Source organism: Streptomyces sp. NPDC087906, assembly GCF_055584925.1.
This window is the reverse complement of sequence record NZ_JBVJLC010000009.1, coordinates 207,494-225,884: the sequence shown is the minus strand read 5'-3', so window position 1 is coordinate 225,884 and position 18,391 is coordinate 207,494. Positions and strand designations below refer to the sequence as shown.

The 18,391-nt window shown below is 66.4% G+C and carries 18 protein-coding genes and 1 pseudogene; 11 read left to right on the top strand and 8 right to left on the bottom strand.

Translation table 11 applies throughout. The annotated features are described in order from the left end of the window. Positions 1–809 precede the first annotated feature (809 nt). Positions 810–2,003 (top strand): NAD(P)/FAD-dependent oxidoreductase, encoded by a 1,194-nt coding sequence (locus ACZ63I_RS25525; RefSeq protein WP_469341318.1) that lies wholly within the window; start codon positions 810–812, stop codon positions 2,001–2,003. A gap of 6 nt (positions 2,004–2,009) precedes the next feature. Here ACZ63I_RS25525 and ACZ63I_RS25520 read toward each other — a convergent pair whose 3' ends face one another. Continuing rightward, entirely contained in the window at positions 2,010–3,512 is a 1,503-nt protein-coding gene (locus ACZ63I_RS25520) for a regulator (protein ID WP_469341317.1), read from the bottom strand. A 226-nt stretch (positions 3,513–3,738) separates the two neighbouring features. On the opposite strand from ACZ63I_RS25520, the gene lipB reads away from it, so the two are divergent. The 4 genes from lipB (at position 3,739) to ACZ63I_RS25500 (ending at position 6,869) form a co-directional block, all read left to right on the top strand. After that, the gene (gene lipB / locus ACZ63I_RS25515) at positions 3,739–4,530 is read left to right on the top strand and encodes a lipoyl(octanoyl) transferase LipB (RefSeq protein WP_469341316.1); all 792 of its coding nucleotides are present in this window, start codon (positions 3,739–3,741) and stop codon (positions 4,528–4,530) included. Positions 4,531–4,688: 158 nt separating this feature from the next. After that, entirely contained in the window at positions 4,689–5,714 is a 1,026-nt protein-coding gene (locus ACZ63I_RS25510) for a lipoyl synthase (RefSeq protein ID WP_469341315.1), read from the top strand. Positions 5,715–5,953: 239 nt separating this feature from the next. Further along, positions 5,954–6,160 (top strand): SCO2195 family GlnR-regulated protein, encoded by a 207-nt coding sequence (locus ACZ63I_RS25505; protein ID WP_469341314.1) that lies wholly within the window; start codon positions 5,954–5,956, stop codon positions 6,158–6,160. Positions 6,161–6,170: 10 nt separating this feature from the next. Then, entirely contained in the window at positions 6,171–6,869 is a 699-nt protein-coding gene (locus ACZ63I_RS25500; protein WP_469341313.1) for a DUF4191 domain-containing protein, read from the top strand. A gap of 85 nt (positions 6,870–6,954) precedes the next feature. On the opposite strand, the gene ACZ63I_RS25495 is transcribed toward ACZ63I_RS25500, so the two are convergent. Continuing rightward, complete coding sequence (locus tag ACZ63I_RS25495; protein WP_469341312.1) at positions 6,955–7,422, bottom strand: RDD family protein; 468 nt, start codon at positions 7,420–7,422, stop codon at positions 6,955–6,957. Between the two features lie 221 nt (positions 7,423–7,643). Here ACZ63I_RS25495 and glnA point away from each other — a divergent pair, with 221 nt between their 5' ends. After that, positions 7,644–9,053 carry a type I glutamate--ammonia ligase gene (gene glnA, locus ACZ63I_RS25490; RefSeq protein ID WP_041990516.1) on the top strand — a complete coding sequence of 470 codons (1,410 nt, stop codon included), beginning with the start codon at positions 7,644–7,646 and terminating at the stop codon, positions 9,051–9,053. Positions 9,054–9,595: 542 nt separating this feature from the next. Here the strand turns inward: glnA and ACZ63I_RS25485 are convergent. Further along, positions 9,596–9,889, bottom strand: coding sequence for a hypothetical protein (locus ACZ63I_RS25485; protein ID WP_469341311.1), 294 nt, complete (start codon positions 9,887–9,889; stop codon positions 9,596–9,598). A 671-nt stretch (positions 9,890–10,560) separates the two neighbouring features. Here ACZ63I_RS25485 and ACZ63I_RS25480 point away from each other — a divergent pair. Beyond that, entirely contained in the window at positions 10,561–11,436 is an 876-nt protein-coding gene (locus ACZ63I_RS25480; protein WP_469341310.1) for a hypothetical protein, read from the top strand. Positions 11,437–12,015: 579 nt separating this feature from the next. Here ACZ63I_RS25480 and ACZ63I_RS25475 read toward each other — a convergent pair. Continuing rightward, entirely contained in the window at positions 12,016–12,879 is an 864-nt protein-coding gene (locus ACZ63I_RS25475) for a toll/interleukin-1 receptor domain-containing protein (RefSeq protein WP_469341309.1), read from the bottom strand. A gap of 42 nt (positions 12,880–12,921) precedes the next feature. After that, positions 12,922–13,431 carry a hypothetical protein gene (locus ACZ63I_RS25470; RefSeq protein ID WP_469341308.1) on the bottom strand — a complete coding sequence of 170 codons (510 nt, stop codon included), beginning with the start codon at positions 13,429–13,431 and terminating at the stop codon, positions 12,922–12,924. 901 nt (positions 13,432–14,332) lie between these two features. On the opposite strand from ACZ63I_RS25470, the gene ACZ63I_RS25465 reads away from it, so the two are divergent. After that, positions 14,333–14,602 (top strand): HAD-IA family hydrolase, encoded by a 270-nt coding sequence (locus ACZ63I_RS25465; protein WP_469341307.1) that lies wholly within the window; start codon positions 14,333–14,335, stop codon positions 14,600–14,602. Between the two features lie 35 nt (positions 14,603–14,637). Here the strand turns inward: ACZ63I_RS25465 and ACZ63I_RS25460 are convergent, their stop codons facing one another. Then, a complete protein-coding gene (locus ACZ63I_RS25460) occupies positions 14,638–15,012 on the bottom strand; it encodes a hypothetical protein (protein WP_469341376.1) in 375 nt (124 codons plus the stop codon). Between ACZ63I_RS25460 and ACZ63I_RS25455 the strand changes: the two genes are divergently transcribed. Next, a complete protein-coding gene (locus ACZ63I_RS25455) occupies positions 14,950–15,354 on the top strand; it encodes a MerR family transcriptional regulator (RefSeq protein WP_469341381.1) in 405 nt (134 codons plus the stop codon). The genes ACZ63I_RS25460 and ACZ63I_RS25455 overlap by 63 nt on opposite strands. A 227-nt stretch (positions 15,355–15,581) precedes the next feature. Beyond that, positions 15,582–15,812, top strand: a pseudogene (locus ACZ63I_RS25450) (hypothetical protein); the annotation flags it as partial. Positions 15,813–15,851: 39 nt separating this feature from the next. On the opposite strand, the gene ACZ63I_RS25445 reads toward ACZ63I_RS25450, so the two are convergent. Then, positions 15,852–16,562 carry a DUF4328 domain-containing protein gene (locus tag ACZ63I_RS25445; RefSeq protein ID WP_469341306.1) on the bottom strand — a complete coding sequence of 237 codons (711 nt, stop codon included), beginning with the start codon at positions 16,560–16,562 and terminating at the stop codon, positions 15,852–15,854. Between the two features lie 150 nt (positions 16,563–16,712). Here ACZ63I_RS25445 and ACZ63I_RS25440 point away from each other — a divergent pair, with 150 nt between their 5' ends. Beyond that, positions 16,713–17,849, top strand: a complete 1,137-nt coding sequence (locus tag ACZ63I_RS25440) for a Fic family protein (protein WP_469341305.1) — start codon at positions 16,713–16,715, stop codon at positions 17,847–17,849. 29 nt (positions 17,850–17,878) lie between these two features. Here ACZ63I_RS25440 and ACZ63I_RS25435 read toward each other — a convergent pair whose 3' ends face one another. Beyond that, on the bottom strand, positions 17,879–18,340 hold the full coding sequence (locus ACZ63I_RS25435) for a VOC family protein (protein WP_469341304.1): 462 nt from the start codon (positions 18,338–18,340) through the stop codon (positions 17,879–17,881). Between the last annotated feature and the right edge of the window lie 51 nt (positions 18,341–18,391).

Genomic DNA, 18,391 nt, shown 5'->3' with positions numbered 1-18,391 from the left:
CGTCCGGCGGGGTGTCGCCGTCCGGCGGGGGCGGCCGGGGTGACCGGTCTGGGTTGCGGTGGTCGCCGGGGGCCGTTCCGGGGTGGCCTCCTGCGCTGCACGATTTACGGCGCGTACTCGTCCCACACGCGGTGCACCCGGACATGCGCCGCAAATCACGCTTTACGCTCCGGACACCACCCCTGCACGACCCCCTTCAGCCCCGCCGTCCGGGACATCCGTACCCGGCCACCGGGGGAAGGTGACCGGGCGTCTACGCCTGGGACGCGGCCCCGGCCCGCACGCACCCACATGCCGCGCCCGCGTGGGCGCTGGGGCTGGGACTCACCCACGGGAGGGGGCCGGGGTCGCAGGAGGGGGGTGTCCGGACGTAAAGCGTAGGAGTTCTAGCGATCGAGCAGTCCGGACACCCCCCTCCGGAGGCCCCGGAACCCGGAACCGAACAAGCGCACCGCAACCACCACACCCGGCCGCCCCCGCCGGACGGCGACACCGCAGTCCGGACACCCCCCTCCGGTCGCCCCGGAACCCGGAACCGAACAAGCAGACCGCAACCACCACACCCGGCCGCCCCCGCCGGACGGCGACACCGCAGTCCGGACACCCCCCTCCGGAGGCCCGGACACCGGAACCAGCCGAACGGACCGCAACCCAGACCCGGCAACCAAAAACCGCGCCGGACGGCGACAGCGCACCGCGTCAAGACGCGTGCCACCGTGCACCCGCGCACGCGCGGACGTCCCCGACCGCCCCCTTACCTACGCTCAACTCCGAACTCGCCTATAGCCAGGGCCTGTTGGGAGGGACACGTGTTCAACAGCAGCACCAACACCACGCACCACACCGACGTCGTCGTCATCGGTGCCGGTATCGCCGGCCTCGCCGCGGCCCGTCATCTGCGCGATGCCGGTCTCGACGTCACCGTTCTGGAGGCCGCGCCCTATGTCGGCGGGCGGATGGCCACCGACGACGTGGACGGCTTCCGGCTCGACCGCCTGGGGCAGTTGCTCAGCGGCTCGTACGACGAGTTGCACCGGACGCCAGGGCTCGACGCCGTCGCGCTGCGGGCGTTCGCCCCCCAAGTGCTCGTGCATCGCGGCGGCGTACGGCGCGCGCAGGGCGCATGGGGCGCGCACGCAAGCATCTCGGCGCCTGCGCCCCACCAGGACCGCGCCGCACGGGACGTCTACGCGGACGCACCGGAACGCGCCCCGCTCGCCGCGCTGCTGCGCGACCCGGAACTCGCCACCTCGGGCCGCCGCGCCGAACTCGCGCTGCGGGACTTCGCGATGGGCGGACTGTACGTACCGCAGGGCGGCGCCGCCGTGCTCGCCGAGGCGCTTGCGGGAGCGCTCCCGGCCGGGTCGGTGCGTACGGAGGTGTCGGTCACCGAGGCGTCGATCGACCGCGTACGGACCAAGGAGCACGGCGAGTTCGCCTGCCGGTCACTGCTCGTGGCGACCGGCGCGCGGGCGGCGGCCGAGCTGCTGCCGGGGCTGCGGGTGCCGGCGTTCCATCCGGTGACGGTCCTTCACCACACGGCGCCGCAAGCGCCGTTGACGGAAACCGCGCTGCTGCTGGACGGCGACCAGGACGGCCCCGTCGCGCACACCGCCGTGATGAGCGCGGTGGATCCGAGCCGCGCCCCGGCCGGCCGGGCGCTCATCTCGTCCACCGTGCTCGGCGTCCCGCCCGCCGCCGGCGAGTTGGACCGTACGGTCCGGGCGCAGCTCGCCCGGATGTACGGATGCCCCACCGGCGACTGGGAGTTGCTCGGCGTGCACCACGACCCGGAGGCGGTGCCGGCCATGCCGCCGCCGTACGACCCGGTCCGCGCCGTGCGGCTGCTGGCCGGCCTGTACGTGTGCGGTGACCACCGGGACACCAACACCGTCCAGGGCGCGCTGTCTTCGGGCCGCAGGGCGGCGCGGGCGGTGCTGCGGGACATCGGCGCCAGGCCGGTTCGCGGGACGGTGGTGACTCCGCTGACGGCCGCCGCGTAACGCCGCTCAGCCCAGCGCCGCGACCCGGTCCCGGTACGTGCGTACCGCCATCGCGTCCCGGTACGGCTCCAGCCGCCGTTCGAACTCGCGCACGTACTCCACCGCGCGGGCCGACCGCATCTCCGTCGCCTGCTGGGCCGCCTCGGCGCCCAGCAGGCACGCCTGGTCCAGCTCGCCGAGGCCCAACCGGGCCGTGGCGAGGACGACGCGGCAGAACAGCCGGCTGCGGGCCAGCGCGGGGGCGCGGAGCTGGAGGGAGCGCTCGGCGTGCTGCGCGGCCGTGCGGTACTGCTGGAGGTCGCGGTGGCAGTGGCCGAAGTCGTCGGCGAGCTGCGCCTCGTCGAAGTGGCGCGCCCAGTGGGGCACGTCGTCGCCGGGTCTGGCGCTCTCCAGGGCGCGTTCGGCCCGTACGAGCGAGGCGGCGGCCGTCCTGGCCTCGCCGAGCACGCCGTGGCCGCGCGCCTCGACGGCGTGCAGCAGGGCCTGGACGACGGGCGGCGCCGCCGAGCCGACGCCCTGCTGGGCGACGCGCGCGAGCTGGACTGCTTCGCGGCCGTGGCCGAGGTAGACGGCCTGCCGGCTCATCGTGATCAGCACGTACGAGCCGTACGCCCGGTCGGCGGCTGCCTGGGAGAGCCGGAGCGCCTGGACGAAGTAGCGCTGGGCGAGGCCGTGGGCCGCGATGTCGTACGACGTCCAGCCGGCGAGCCGGGTCAGCTCGGCCGCGGCGCCGAACAGCCTGCGTCCGGTGCTCTCGCCGTACGAGCCGCGCAGCATCGGCTCGGTCTCGTGTTCGAGATAGCGGACGAGCGCCTGCCGGGCGTGGCCGCCGCCGTACGTCTGGTCGAGGGTGCGGAACAGCTCGCCGACGGAGCGCAGCGCCTCGATGTCGCCGGAGGTGACCCGCTGCCCCGCCGCGCGCTCGGTGCGCTGCCGTGGCACGCCGGGGACGCCGGGCACGGCAGGGACGCCCGGGACGCCCGGTGCGGCGGGGAGGGCCGGTGCGGGCCGGGCCGGGCCCGGTACCCGGCCGTTCGGGGCGTGAGCCGCTTCCGGCCGGCCGACCCGGTCGTCCGCCCGGCCGATCAGCCAGTCGCGGCTCGGCACGACGAGTCCGGCCGGGGTGAAGGCGATCTTGCGGAGTTCCGTGTGGCTGCCGGAGTCCTTGCGCCAGAGGCCGGCCACGATGTCGACGGCCTCCTCCGGGGTGGCGGCGAATTCGAGGCCCGCGTAGACGGGGGCACAGGCGTCGAGCCCCAGGTCCTGCGCGGCGAGCCGGCGGCCGAGTCTGCGGGTGAAGACCTCAGCGATCAGTGCGGGGGTGGTGCCGCGGGGTTGCTGCCCGCGCAGCCAGCGCGTCACGGACGTTTTGTCGTACCGCAGATCGAGGCCGTGTTCCAGGCCGAGTTGGTCCACCCGGCGGGCGAGGCCCGCGTTGGAGAATCCGGCTTCCGCGATGAGTGCGGCGAGCTGGCGGTTGGGAATGCGCTGCGGAGGTCGTTCCGACATCAGCTCTACGGTCTCCTGCCTTCCGGGCCCAAGAGCAGCCCTCATGGAACGGCGCGAATTTAGCGGCAGTGGCCGCCCTCACCGGGATGTTCGACCTGGATTCATCCGATCGTGTGAGGATTCTGGGCATAGCTGACGCACACCTGCCGGGCTGCTTGTCGGAGTGCCGCCGTACAGTTGCGGGAGCGCGACATGTGCACGGAGCGGGTCTGAAGGAGGCACTGCCGTGAGTGAGCTGCGGTTCGTTCATCTGGGGTTCGGCGAGCAGGCCGTCGAGTACCGGGAGGCGTGGCAGGAGCAGCGCCGGGTGCACTCGGCGCGCTTCGCCGACGAGGTGCCCGACACCTGCCTGCTGCTGGAGCACCTGTCGGTGTACACGGCCGGGCGGCGCACGGAGGACAGCGAGCGCCCGCTGGACGGCACCCCGGTGGTCGACGTGGACCGCGGCGGGAAGATCACCTGGCACGGCCCCGGGCAGTTGGTCGGCTATCCGATCGTGCGGCTGCCGCGCCCGGTGGATGTGATCGCGCATGTCCGCCGGCTGGAGGAGGCGCTGATCCGTACCGCGACCGACTTCGGTGTGGCGACCACCCGGGTGGAGGGCCGCAGCGGGGTGTGGGTGCTGGGCGACCCGGTGGAGAAGCGGCCTTCGGGCCTGTCGCTGGACTTCGACCCGAGACTGAAGGACGACGAGTTCGACCCCCGGCTGAACGGCCCGGAGTACGCCCCGTCCAACGCGGGCCAGCGCCGGGAGGACCGCAAGCTCGCCGCGATCGGTATCCGCGTGGCCAAGGGCGTCACGATGCACGGCTTCTCGCTGAACGTGAACCCGGACAACAAGGAGTACGACCGGATCGTGCCCTGCGGGATCCGGGACGCGGGGGTGACGTCGCTCGCGTACGAGCTGGGTCATGACGTGACGATCGCCGAGGTGCTCCCCGTCGTCGAGGGGCATCTGCGGGACGTGCTGGAGAACGCCGAACCGGCGCCGCGCGAGGTCGAGCGCGCCAGCGCGTGAGGCGGCGCCAGGGCCGCCGGCCGTAGGGGCCGCCGGGGCCGGGGGGAATGCGGCCTTCTGGCGGGGGGTTGGCCAGACGTAATGCCACGCAAACAACGGGCGTAACCTGGTATTCGCCGAAGAATCGAATGCCGCGCCAGCAGAGAGAGGTGCCGGACGTGTCCGCTGTCGCACCCGACGGACGCAAGATGCTGCGTCTGGAGGTCCGGAACAGCCAGACCCCCATCGAGCGCAAGCCCGAATGGATCAAGACCCGGGCGAAGATGGGCCCCGAGTACACCAAGATGCAGGCCCTGGTGAAGTCCGAGGGGCTGCACACGGTCTGCCAGGAGGCGGGCTGTCCCAACATCTACGAATGCTGGGAGGACCGCGAGGCGACCTTCCTCATCGGCGGCGACCAGTGCACCAGGCGCTGCGACTTCTGCCAGATCGACACGGGCAAGCCCGAGCCGCTGGACCGTGACGAGCCGCGCCGGGTGGGTGAGTCGGTCGTCACGATGGACCTGAACTACGCCACGATCACCGGCGTCGCCCGCGACGACCTGGCGGACGGCGGCGCGTGGCTGTACGCGGAGACGGTGCGCCAGATCCACGGGATGACGGCGGAGCGCGCCGACGGCCGTACCAAGGTCGAGCTGCTGATCCCCGACTTCAACGCGGTTCCCGAGCAGTTGGCCGAGGTCTTCTCGTCCCGGCCCGAGGTGCTCGCGCACAATGTGGAGACGGTGCCCCGGATCTTCAAGCGGATCCGCCCCGGCTTCCGGTACGAGCGGTCCCTCGAAGTGATCACGCGCGCCCGCGAGGCCGGTCTGGTCACCAAGTCCAACCTGATCCTGGGCATGGGCGAGGAGCGCGCCGAGGTCAGTGACGCGCTGCGCCATCTGCACGAGGCGGGCTGCGAGCTGATCACGATCACGCAGTACCTGCGCCCTTCGGTGCGCCACCACCCGGTGGAGCGCTGGGTGAAGCCGCACGAGTTCGTCGAGCTGCAGCAGGAGGCCGAGCAGATCGGCTTCTCCGGTGTGATGTCGGGACCGCTGGTGCGTTCGTCGTACCGCGCGGGCCGGCTGTACCGGCAGGCGATGGAGCGCCGTGGCGCGCCGGTCGACGGGCAGGGCGTCGCGCAGAGCGTGGGACAGGCCGCCGGACAGACCGTCGGACAGGGCGTCGGACAGGCCGTGTGACGCCGACTGTGTGAAGCTGGGCACAAGCGGCTACTTGCCAGTAGAGGCCGGGCGTGCCGCGGTCCGCACGTTCCCCGCAGGTCGGGGGCGCGTACGGGCCGCATCGGCGTGAGAGGGCCCCTCCGTCAAGGTTTCATTCGCGTTTGACCGCTTGGTCACGCCCTGGTAACACCTGTCGGTAACGCTGGACGTACTCACCGCGCTCACTCGCGACCACAGCTCCGAAGGGGACCGACATCATGCAGGCAGCGCCTGTACGACCCGTCACCGAAACCGTCTCCAGCGCCCTGCGCGCCGTCGAGTCGCTGCTGATGAGCGGCGGACAGCGGACAGCCCGCCGCAACGCGTGGACTTCCGTCCTCGAAGACCGCCGCAGGGCCAAGGACCGGGTGGAGGCGCAGCACGTTCTGGAGGCCGTGTCGAACACCGCTTCCCAAGCCACGTAAACTCCCGTACATGGCGAGGAAGGAAAACGCAGACTCTGCTGCGAACCAGGGGCGACTGAAGCAGATCGCTCAGACCTACAAGATGACCAGGCGGGTCGACCCGAAGGTCGGTCTTGTCGTCGGCGGCGTCGGAATCGTCACCTTCGGTGTCCTCCTCGCGGTCGGTTTTCTGATCAACCACCCCCTCTATCTGGGCATTCTGGGTTTCATCCTGGCGTTCCTCGCGATGGCGATCATCTTCGGCCGCCGTGCCGAGCGTGCCGCCTTCGGACAGATGGAGGGACAGCCCGGCGCCGCCGCCGCCGTCCTGGAGAACGTGGGACGCGGCTGGACGACGACGCCCGCCGTCGCGATGAACCGCAACCAGGACGTCGTGCACCGCGCGGTCGGCAAGGCGGGCATCGTGCTGGTGGCGGAGGGCAACCCGAACCGGCTGAAGGGCCTGCTGGCCGCCGAGAAGAAGCGGATGGCGCGCATCGTGATGGACGTGCCGGTGCACGACATCATCGTCGGTGACGGCGAGGGCCAGGTGCCGCTGAAGAAGGTCCGTACGACGCTGCTGAAGCTGCCGAGGGTGCTCGACGGGCCGAAGGTGACGGCGACGAACGACCGGCTGCGGGCGCTGGGCGACCTGATGAGCAACATGCCGCTGCCGAAGGGTCCGATGCCGAAGGGCATGCGGATGCCGAGGGGCGGAAAGGCGCGCTGACGCGCGGCGTCACGAACGTCGGAGGGCGGCCCGGGGAGACCCGGACCGCCCTCCTTTACGTGTAAGCGTCCTTTACGTGTAAGCGTCAGATCCGAACCTGAACGGCGCCGGAGGCGCGGTCGTGCAGTCCGCGTCCGTCGCGGTCCCAGATCAGCGCGGGGACGGCGAGGCAGAGCAGCACGCTGCGGACGAGGACCCGGCCGATGCCGAGCCGGCCGCCGGTCAGCCTGACGACGCGCAGCCCGAAGAGCCGCTTGCCGGGGGTCGAGCCGACCGTTCCGACGGTCAGGAGGCTCAGTACGAGGAGGACGAGCAGCGCCCAGTTCCCGGCGCGGTGCATCTCGCCGCCGGCGAGCAGCCCGTACGAGATGACCAGGCAGAGCACCCAGTCGACGAAGATGGCGCCGAACCGGCGGCCGAGCGGGGCGACGGAGCCGGGGCCCTGTTCCGGCAGCCCGAGCCGCTCACCGCGGTAACCGAAATCAACACCCATGTCCTCGGCGGCCGCGCGCGGTCCCGAGAGCCACGATCCGATTGCTTGCCTGTTGTCCACCCCCACACGGTACTGCGACCGGTTCCGCACCGTCCGGACGGGGTACGCGAATCCCAAGGTCAACACCGCGCACCCAGGGCGGTTAACTTGGGTGAAACAACCGGGTCATGCTGGAGAAATGCCGGAAACCTATGGTCGGCTCCAGCGTGTGCCCCCACATCGGCCGCACGACCAAGCGATAAGCCCCCGCCCCTCCCCGGGTCGGGAGGAGGAGGAGCTGGATGTTCCAGAACGCCGACGAGGCCAAGAAGTTCATCGCGGACGAGGACGTCAAATTCGTCGACGTCCGATTCTGCGACCTGCCTGGCGTGATGCAGCACTTCACGATCCCGGTCGGCTCGTTCGACCCGTCCGAGGAGCTGGCCTTCGACGGTTCGTCGATCCGCGGCTTCCAGGCGATCCACGAGTCGGACATGGCGCTGCGCGCCGACCTGTCGACGGCCCGGGTCGACCCGTTCCGCCGCGACAAGACGGTGAACATCAACTTCTTCATCCATGACCCGATCACGGGTGAGCAGTACAGCCGCGACCCGCGCAACATCGCCAAGAAGGCCGAGGCGTACCTCGCCTCCACCGGTTTCGCCGACACCGCGTACTTCGGCCCCGAGGCCGAGTTCTACGTCTTCGACAACGTGCGCTTCAACACGACGGCGAACGAGAGCTTCTACCACATCGACTCCGAGGCAGCCGCCTGGAACACCGGCTCCACGGCCGACAACCGCGGCTACAAGGTGCGCTACAAGGGCGGTTACTTCCCGGCCCCGCCGGTCGACCACTTCGCCGACCTGCGCGCCGAGATCTCCCTGGAGCTTGAGGCTTCCGGCCTCCAGGTCGAGCGCCAGCACCACGAGGTCGGCACGGCCGGCCAGGCGGAGATCAACTACAAGTTCAACACGCTGCTCGCTGCGGCCGACGACCTGATGCTCTTCAAGTACATCGTGAAGAACGTGGCCTGGCGCAACAACAAGACCGCGACGTTCATGCCCAAGCCGATCTTCGGTGACAACGGCTCCGGCATGCACGTCCACCAGTCCCTGTGGCAGGGCGGCACGCCGCTCTTCTACGACGAGCAGGGCTACGCCGGCCTGTCGGACATGGCGCGCTACTACATCGGCGGCATCCTGAAGCACGCCCCGTCGCTGCTGGCGTTCACCAACCCGACGGTCAACTCGTACCACCGCCTGGTCCCCGGCTTCGAGGCCCCGGTCAACATGGTCTACTCGCAGCGCAACCGCTCGGCGGCGATGCGTATCCCGATCACCGGCTCGAACCCGAAGGCCAAGCGCGTCGAGTTCCGCGCCCCGGACCCGTCGTCCAACCCGTACCTGGCCTTCTCGGCCCTGCTGCTGGCCGGCCTCGACGGCGTCAAGAACAAGATCGAGCCCCCGGAGCCGATCGACAAGGACCTCTACGAACTGGCCCCGGAAGAGCACGCCAGCGTAGCCCAGGTCCCGACGTCCCTCCCGGCGGTCCTCGACGCCCTGGAGGCGGACAACGAGTACCTCCAGGCGGGCGGCGTGTTCACGGCGGACCTGATCGAGACGTGGATCGACTACAAGCGCACCAAGGAAATCGCCCCGATCCAACTCCGCCCGCACCCGCACGAGTTCGAGCTGTACTTCGACATCTAAACCGCGGAGCTCGAACTCGATAAGCAACAGCCGATCGCAACGAGCGTTAGCCCCGCCGGACCCTGGGGCTAACGCTTGTTTCGTCTTCCCAGGCCGACCCATCCGGGCTCCGGGTGACCTCCTCCGGCAAGCTGAGGACGCTATTGAGCCGCCTTCACGCCGATTGCCCCTCAGAGGGCTTAGGGATACGCCAGACGATCTGGAATCGCTCGGCATCGGGAAGTCCGGACGGACCCACCGGACCGATCTGCTTGATCAGGTAACCGAATGCAATACGATGCGCCTCCTCAGACACCTCATCCCAGGTGCCGGAGCCACGATCATCACTTCGGGCATCAAGCTCAGGTCGGACTCGTTCTCCAGCATCTCCGCCCGGTCATCGCGATCCATCGTCTCGTCGGCGCGCATGGCATGGAACGACTCGGGGCCCAATCGCCGAAGCACCTCCTGGCAGCCGTGCCCGAAGGCCGCGTACGCCTCTATGGCCTCCCGGTCGGGTTTGTGGCGGTCTTACGGCGTACCCTCCTCCTCGCTACTGACAATCACTGAAACGATTTCAGCCCGCCCGACTCTCTTTCGGTGATCACGCCCCACAGGGACAGGAACCTGGCCGCCTCGGACTCCTCGCCGCGAGGTGAGCTGCACAGTCCGGCCAGCACTACGACGATATGGTGAACTATTTTCCAGCGCGGTACCCGGATCCCGCCGACGGCAGAGCGCACGGTCTCGTGGCCGGCATCTGACAACTGATCTTCGCGGCTGCGGATGAGCGTGCTCACCTTCCGGAAGCTCAACCGTCCGGCCGCGCGGTGCAGTTCCTGCGGCGCCTCGGCCAACTCCCGGTGTGCACCTGTCAGCGGCCTGGATTGTTGCGTGTGCGGCAAGTCTTTCGGCAAGGACCTCGCCGCCATACCGCTCGGCCGACACCGACGTCCAGGCTCTTGGGTTGCCGCCCGTGTCTGACCCGGCTAATCACCCAGGCGCGACGAACCACGACGCCGCCCGGATCCAGGAGGCCCAGCAGGCTCCAGCGGAGTTCTCGACCTGGGCGCCGGCACATGAACGCCATCTCGCCAGGCTCAGGAGCGCGCAAGAGGCAACGGCGACAGTGGCCAAGTTGGCCCGAGGCGGCGACATCTAGGCACTACGCGTCGCCTGGCCTCTGGTCTCACTGGAGTCCGCGTACACCTGGGTTGCAGAGAAACCAGAACCGCCCGCCTCCGTGGCACAGTCCGAGGGTTGAACGTGGCAGCGGTCGGTCTGGTCGAGGATGCCCGGCGTGAAGGACCACTGGACGATATTCATGCGTTGGGCGCCGGGCCGCACCTCAAGTAGACACTACGGCCAGGGCTCGTTTTTGTGTCACTCAGTCGGGAAGTTCTGTCGATGCGGCAGGATACGACCAGAACCCCCATAAAAGAGATCACCTGAGGATACAGATAGCGCAATATTGATCATCTGTGATCAAAGGTGAGGAACCTCGTCGCTGACAACATATAATCAGTGAATGACTATCGATAATGCAGAGCCGGAGGAGCCAAACGAAGAACTCGTCTCACGAATCGTCAAGGTAACCCCTGAACTCGCCGAATTTTTCCTGACTAAGGCTGCGGTGAACAGACGCCTGAACACGAGTCAGGTCAGAGTTCTGGCGGAAACCATTCTCCGAGGAGAATGGAAGCTAACTCACCAGGGAATTGCCTTCGATAGCGATGGGGCACTTCTCGACGGTCAGCACCGTCTCCATGCAATCATGGAGGCAAAAACCACAGTAGAGATGATCATTTTTGAGGGACTATCAAAAGAAGTCTTCTCAGTTCTTGACACTGGAAAGCGTCGAAGTGCGGCCGATACTCTCTTCTCGACCGGCGAGAAGTACTTGCCCCAGCTTTCCTCTACCGTCCGCCATGTAATTCTCTTCAAGACGATGCCTAATGTCCCCTGGAGAGGCGCCCAGGCTCGTGTTTCGAATGACCAGATCCTGGCGGAATACAACGAGGATCCGGAAGGTTACAGAGAATCGGTCACCATCGGTCGCGAGCTTTCAAAGCACCTGTTCGCGAGTTGGCCCGCAGTGTCAACGGGGGTTTTCTTAACCACTGAGGCGGCGCCCGCCGGAGAGATCGAATCATGGATCTCCGGCCTTAAGTCAGGTGCGAGCCTGGATCCCCACGATGCGAGGCTCGCACTACGTGAAGTGGCGAAAGACATCCAGAAGCGGGGTTCCAAGCGCAGGATGAACATGCGCGACCAGGTGGCGATCTACATCAAAGCATGGAATGCCTGGGTCGATCCCGAGAAGGCCGGAGAACTGCGCCTTCATCGACTGAAGAAAACGGAGAAAATGCCTATGCCAATCAAATTGCCATTTGAGTTCAAGTAACTTGATCCAGAGCCAAATCGGTAAATCTCTATTTGTCTAAAATATAGGACTCCGACTTTCATCAGGGATGAGTATTTTCATTGCACTCGCAGGTTGACCACATCGTTGTCCAAATACTATTCAACGAAACAGGTCACAAAAGAGTTCCGAATATAAGGAAGCGGACGGTTCTTAACGGCCATGTCCAGTCGGCGGGTTGATCGTTATCCCGGTTATGGCAGCTCCGCCGTGGATCGTGCCGGATATCCGGGCTGCAAACCCAATCTGGACCGACAATAGCGTGCAGGATGCTGTTTCCGCTGCGTACCACATTTAGTGGTAACACCTGCCAGGAGTCGACTCTTCCTGGGCATCTCGTACTGGCGACGTCCGCGAACCTAGCACCAGCGGTGCAAAGGGGCTCCGAACAGGGACTTAGTGAGTTGACTGGGACGGGTCGGCTCCTGGCGCCACCTGACCACCGACAACACGGCACATCGCACGTGATCATCCCCTACCGCTGACAACCGCAAGGACGCCATCCAGCTCGTTCCGCCAAAACATGGGGCGACATTCACGAAGCCTTCCGCCAGGAAGGATTCAGGCGCGACTGCTGCGAACGATGACCTTCCCGGACTCCCCGAATACGATTACTTCCCGGCCAAGAGATTTTGCGAGTCGTTCGATAAAGTCACGCGAAATCGACTGCGAAGGCCGGCCTGAGCTTTGCACCACAATAGTCACATTCTCACCCTCCCAAGAGGAACTGAGAGCCTCCCAGCCAATCTTAGCGAATGACAACGAAATGAACTTCTCTTCGCTGATACGGCGAATTTCTCGAGGCGGTCGCCTCGATGTGCCGTCCGCTCGTAGTTCGCACCTCTCGATCTCGGCCATCCGGTGGTCAAGTTGGCGAGAAATGAGAAGGATCTCCTCCGTCATATCAGCTTCGGAGCGTCGCACGGAATCCAATAGACCATCTGTTTCCTTGATGTTTCTTACAATGCTCTCGAAATCCGGCCAGCTTCTCTGGAATGCTCGCTCTAGCCTTTCACGGGAGATTGCCAAATTTCCTGCAGTATCGTTGATGTCGAACAGAAATTTCTGTGCGTCTTCCATGCTGCCACCGTTGATAGCCTGGAACTGACTAAGAGGGCTGATTAGATCGGTCATCCTCATACCCACTAGGAACGGAATTACATAGCCCCCGTCAACCTGCTTAGAGAGAGCTCCAGCCTCAAAGTTGATCCAAGTCGAATTTTGATTCTCTGGTGTTACACAGATGATCCCGAAGTTCGTTTCGGAAAGCTCATCAGTAATCTCTCGAACCCCTCTACTCCCTGCGGAGATGTCCAGACTAGAGAGCCAGGGATTAACATACTGAAGTACGTCTGGCAACCAGGACCACAGGGCTTCAGCAGTCTTCTTTGAACGCTCCCCTGACCAACTCAGAAATACTTTCATAGCGATGCCCTTCTGGGTGGTGGATTCATCGTCAGACTCGAATCAGCCGGACTCACGCGCCGCCCTAAGCAGGAGCGCCTGTTCCGCCTTCAGCGCGGCGTACGAGTCTCGGACATAAAACAGAAAATTGGACCCAGGATGGCGAATCAAAGTGGACTTATCGTGACCCGCGCCCTCCCAATCCTCCATAAGGGCCTGATAGGTCGCCGTGTGAGCACAAAATTCTAGAACCACCGGAGGCATTTCGATCCCGATGATCAAATCCCCCTGTGCCGTGATAATCTCTCTTATTTGTTGGGCGATCGGCGCGAACACCGATTTAATCCACGTACGCCATCGCATCTCTTCCACTTCCGGGAACGGACTTCCGACTGAAATTACGCCAACTGGCTCGATGTATCTTCTCCGGTATTCATTCCACGCCTTCTCGTTTGTTTCCGCGAGAACGAGAAGTGGGCCGTAAAGGTCTTTTAGTTGACTGCTAACCCTGTCGATTCGTGCCTGTTGAAGAGATCTACGAGCCTCTCCTTGGTGGTTCAGCCAGTAGGCCACGACGGCAATTAGGATGCTGGCGCAAGCCGTTACCATTGCTGCTGTCATTAGACCCGATTACACCCTTCTAATACTATTGAAGCATGACTTATAGGAACCTCGCCACCTTGCGAACACAATACTCTCAGAATGACCAAAGAAGCCTTTTCGAAAAGATATTCAAATCTCGCACAATCATTCCACGGAAAAGTGAATACCCGCTCGGTCGTTCGACATCAGGTTCGCAGGGTCAGGTGACCCTCCAGTAGGACGCGGACCGTCACAGCGGATCGGGCCGCAACTACGTTGACAAGATCACCTGATGGCCGTCATCGTCACCAACTGCCCAGTCCACCTTTGGAGTTTCCTCACCCATCAGCAATTGAGACCTCTCGGAGAGTCTTCGCCGGCACCCCGTCGGCCTTTGTCTGCGACACCCGCTGGGGCGAGATCTGTCGGCGCGCGGGGCAGGGCCACGCGCTGCGTGCCCAAGACGAACAACGAACAGGACTAAACCTTTAGGCCACTTGACCGGACATTGAACCCCGCAGATCACCGGGGCGCGCTATTGATCATCGGATGCGAGCCTGGGGAGATTACTGACAGCGCCTGGGCGTTTCTCAAGCCCCTGCTGCCACCTGTGGGGCGGCTTCGTGGTCGGTGGCGCCGGACGGGCTGGCCTTCCAGGGGCCTGGCCTGAGCAATTCGGCCTGTGACAGACCGTTCACGGGAGCTTCGCCCGCTGGGCCGACGGCATTTGGGACCACCTCCCGGCCGCAGCCCAGTGGCAGGCGGAGGCGTACTGGCTGGTCGCGATCGTCTTCACCATGGTGCGAGCCCACCAGCACACTGCGGCCAAAGGAGGCTCAAGGAACACGCACTCGGACGCTCGCGCAACGGGCTGACCGATGAACTTAACCTCTTGGGCCGGATCGGGTCCGGGCCCGGACGGCCCCGGACCCGGTCCGGCCGCTTCGTCGCGGACAAGGGCTACTCGGCCCGAATCAGTCTGGTCAAACCCGATCTGCAAGTGCTGCTGACCGCCACGGAGCGCGTCGACGCGCAGCCCATCGATTGCCTGTTCGTCGACGACACCGGCGAGAACGTCGAAGTCGTCAGGGAATTCGGCATGGTGGCCCACCACTTCAGGGGCGCGGCGGGGTTGTGCACCGTCCTCAGTACCTGCCTCTGATCCCCGGTTCTGCCACCACGAGGTAGGCAGCAAGCTCAGTGCTCGTACGACGCGTAGGTGAGGTAGCCGTTGTCGCCTTTGCGCAGAGGCAGGTGCGAGCGGAACCGATCGACCAGGTCGGCGTTGGCGAGGTAGGCGCGGGCGAAGCGGATCAGGTCGGCGCCGAGGCCGCGCCAGCGCTCGGCAGCCGCGCGGTCGGCCGCCACCGGGTCCGCCGGGTGCACCGGACTGACGACGAGCGCGCCCGGCCAGACGCAGCGGAGCCCCAGGAGCGTCTGCTGGTCCGTGGAGGCGGTGAGGTGGACGTAGGCCAGGTTCAAGGGTGCCAGTGCGGTGAGCAGCGCGCCGTGCAGCTCCGGGATGTCCTCGTCGACGGCATCCCACAGGCCCGCGCCCGGCGAGAGTCGGATGCCGACACGCGCGCCCCCGACGGCGTCCGCGGTGGCCGCGACCGCTTCGACGGCGAAACGCGGGTCTACGTCGAGACGGACCTTTATCGAGTGGAACTCCGCCAGTCCCTCTACGCGGTCGGCATCGCCAGCAGCGCCATCACGGAGATCCTGCCGTGCGTCGACACGCCCAGCGCGGACCACTCCGACCACGCGTGGGCACGCGTCCGGGAGCACCGGGACGGCATCGCCGGCAAGATCGACGAACTCGCCCGGATGCGCGACGCACTCGACGACGTCCTGGAACAGCACCGACTCCGCCAGCAGAACGCCCCGACCCCTGACGGCGATACCGGTTGCTGAGCGGCCCGCTGTCCCGAGCACCGGAAGTCCGTGTTCGCGCCTACGCAGTTGACCATGGCCCCCACCTCCAGCGAGCGGCCGTCCGACAGCTCCACCAGTCCTCGGCGAGGAAGCGTGCCAGTCCGCTGGGGGCAGTCGGCGCCACAGGTCCGCGGTGACACCGCGGAGGCTGTCGACTCCGGGGCGCCAGTCGCCCCGCCCCGGTCCCGTCATGGGTGACGGAGGAAGATGCCGCCGACGAGGTACTGACCATGCCTTTCGATATGGCCGGCAGAGAGGCGTACGAGGCGGCCAACCGCGTACCCCTGGAGCGCGCCGATCGCTTGGTCGCGGTCTGGAACGGCCGACCGCCGGGCGGCAAGGGCGGCGGCACGGCCGACGTGGTCGTGGACGCCCGCGCCGCCGGCGTCCCGGTCGATGTGGTGTGGCCGGAGGGTGCGGTGCGAGCCGGGGTGTGAACTCGGCGCCTTCGCCCCGGCGTTAACGACCTTTGTGGTTCAGACGGTCGCGTACGGTCCCTCTGCCGCCTTGGTGTGCTGCATGTGCGTCAGCTTCCGTACGAAGAGGATCGCGAGGGCGGCGGCCGCGATGTCGGCGGCGTCGGCGGCGAGTATGAGGCCCACCGACTGCCGGTACGTGTCGAGGTTGTCCGACCTGCCCAGTGCCGAGCCGAGTCTGGCGAGGACCAGCGAGAGGATCCACGTGGCCCACCACGCGGTCAGCGGCGTCCGCGGTACCGCGCTCCGGTATCCGTCGGGCCTGGTCGGGGTGCTGGCGTCCCAGGACGCGGAGGCGATGCCGTGCGGTATCCAGAGTTGCCCGAGGGGGATGAACCAGCCGCCGATCGCCCAGCCGGCGGACCGGCCCCGGATGTCCTGGACGAAGACCTCGGCGTTCTTGCGGGACCGGTGGAACCAGATGATGAACACGACGGCGGTCGCGCTCAGCGCCGACACGTAAAAGCTGGAGGCGAGGCCGACCAGCCGGTCGGCCCGTTCCCCGTCCTCCACGGTGTACCAGGCGAACCCGCCGTCCGAGACGCCGCCCAGCAGGCTGTACATGTTGACGTGCGCGACGATCGAGAACACGTCCGTCGCGGCGCACAGCGCGAGCAACGCGGTGACGGCGAGGGACAGCCCCTTGGTCGGCTTCAACCGCGGTCTTACGTACAGATTGCGCGGCGGTTTGAAGGCAGGCGTGCGCGACATGACTGAGAGAACCCCCCACGGGTACGGCAGCCGATCACCGAAGGACCGAGCAGCCCCCCAGCTTGGGTTCTGCTTATATCACCGCCCAGTCGTCGGCACAGGCACGGACGATCATTCGACGTGGTGATTACGTCAATCTATCGTTGGTGCATGCTCTACCCGACTCCCGCTCTTACTTCTGATGACGAGCGCGTCCTCGACGCCATCGGGCAGATGCGCGAGGTCCTGCGGCACCAAGTGCGGGTAACGCCTGCGAAGTGGACCGCGGGGTTGCGGAAGTTTCTCACTGCCGACGCCGTGGCTGCATCCAACTCCATCGAGGGCTTCAAGGTCGCCACCGTCGACGTCGAGGACCTGATAGAGGGTGAGCGCGACGTCGAAGTCTCCGAGGAGAACCGCGAGGAGACCCTCGCCTATCAGCGGATGATGACGTATGTGCAGACGCTGCACGACGTCGCGGACTTCAGTTACGGCAAAGGCCTTCTCAACGCCCTCCATTGGATGCTCCAGGGGCATCGCCACAGCCCGCGCAAACCCGCCGGCCAGTGGCGTCGAGGCCCGGTGTACGTCACCGACACCCGCGATCCGAGCATCGCCACGTACACCGCACCCGACGCCGGGGATGTCCCCGCGCTCATGGGCGAACTTGTCGACTGGCTCAATGACGACGACGGCTCCCACCCGCTCGTACGGGCCGCCATGGCGCACCTGCATCTGGTGTCGGTCCACCCCTGGGCCGACGGCAACGGCAGGATGTCCCGGTCCCTGCAGACACTCATGATCGCTCGTGAGGGTGTTCTCGCCCCGGAGTTCTCCTCCATCGAGGGCTGGCTCGGGCGCCCGGGCAACACATGGGAGTACTACCGCGAGCTCAACAGCCGCGGCACCGTGTACCTACCCGACCAGGATGTCTCCAGTTGGGTTCGCTTCAACCTCACCGCGTACCACCAGCAGGCGCAGACCGTGCAGAGTCGCCTCGATCGCTCGGGGCGGGTCTGGGGCGAGCTCGCGGCTTTCGCCGAATCGACCCACCTGGATGAGCGAGCTGTGACCGCTCTGCACGACGTGGCCATGGCCGGGCGCATCCGTCGCTCTCGCTACGAGCATGCTGAAGGCCTCAGTCTGCAACAGGCGCAACGCGACCTACGCGATCTCGTCACCGCCCAGATCCTGGTGCCCGTCGGACGTACCCGGGCCCGTTACTACACGGCCGGCCCCCGCTTCCCGCAGCAGGCCCTGGACGTGGCGCACACGCCTATGACTCTGGTCGATCCGTACGGCGGCTGACCTCGGCGTACGGGTCGCGGTCGCGTAGGTCAGTCCAGGCAGAATTCGTTGCCTTCCGGGTCTGTCATGACGATGAAGCCCGCGTTCAGTGGGGGTTCTGGGTCGCTGCGGTGGAGGCGGGTGGCTCCTAGGGAGACCAGGCGGGTGCATTCGGATTCCAGGGCTGCCATGCGGGCCTCGCCCTGGAGGCCGGGGGCGGCTCGGACGTCCAGGTGGACCCGGTTTTTGGCCACCTTGTCCTCCGGGACCTGCTGGAAGAACACGCGGGGGCCGTGACCCTCCGGGTCCTCGATGGCTGACCTGGTGTTGCGTTCCGCCTCCGGGACGCCGAGTTGTGCCAGGAAGTCGTCCCAGGCGGCCAGGGGGTCCGCGCCCTCGGGGAGGTCCACTCCGGGTGGGGCCGGGTGGATGTAGCCCAGGGCTTCGCGCCAGAAGGTCGACAGGGCCTTGGGGTCGTGGGCGTCGAAGGTGACCTGGATGTGGCGGCTCATCGGGGGGCTCCGTTCTGGGTGGGGGCGGTGTGGGCTGTGGTGTGGACGACA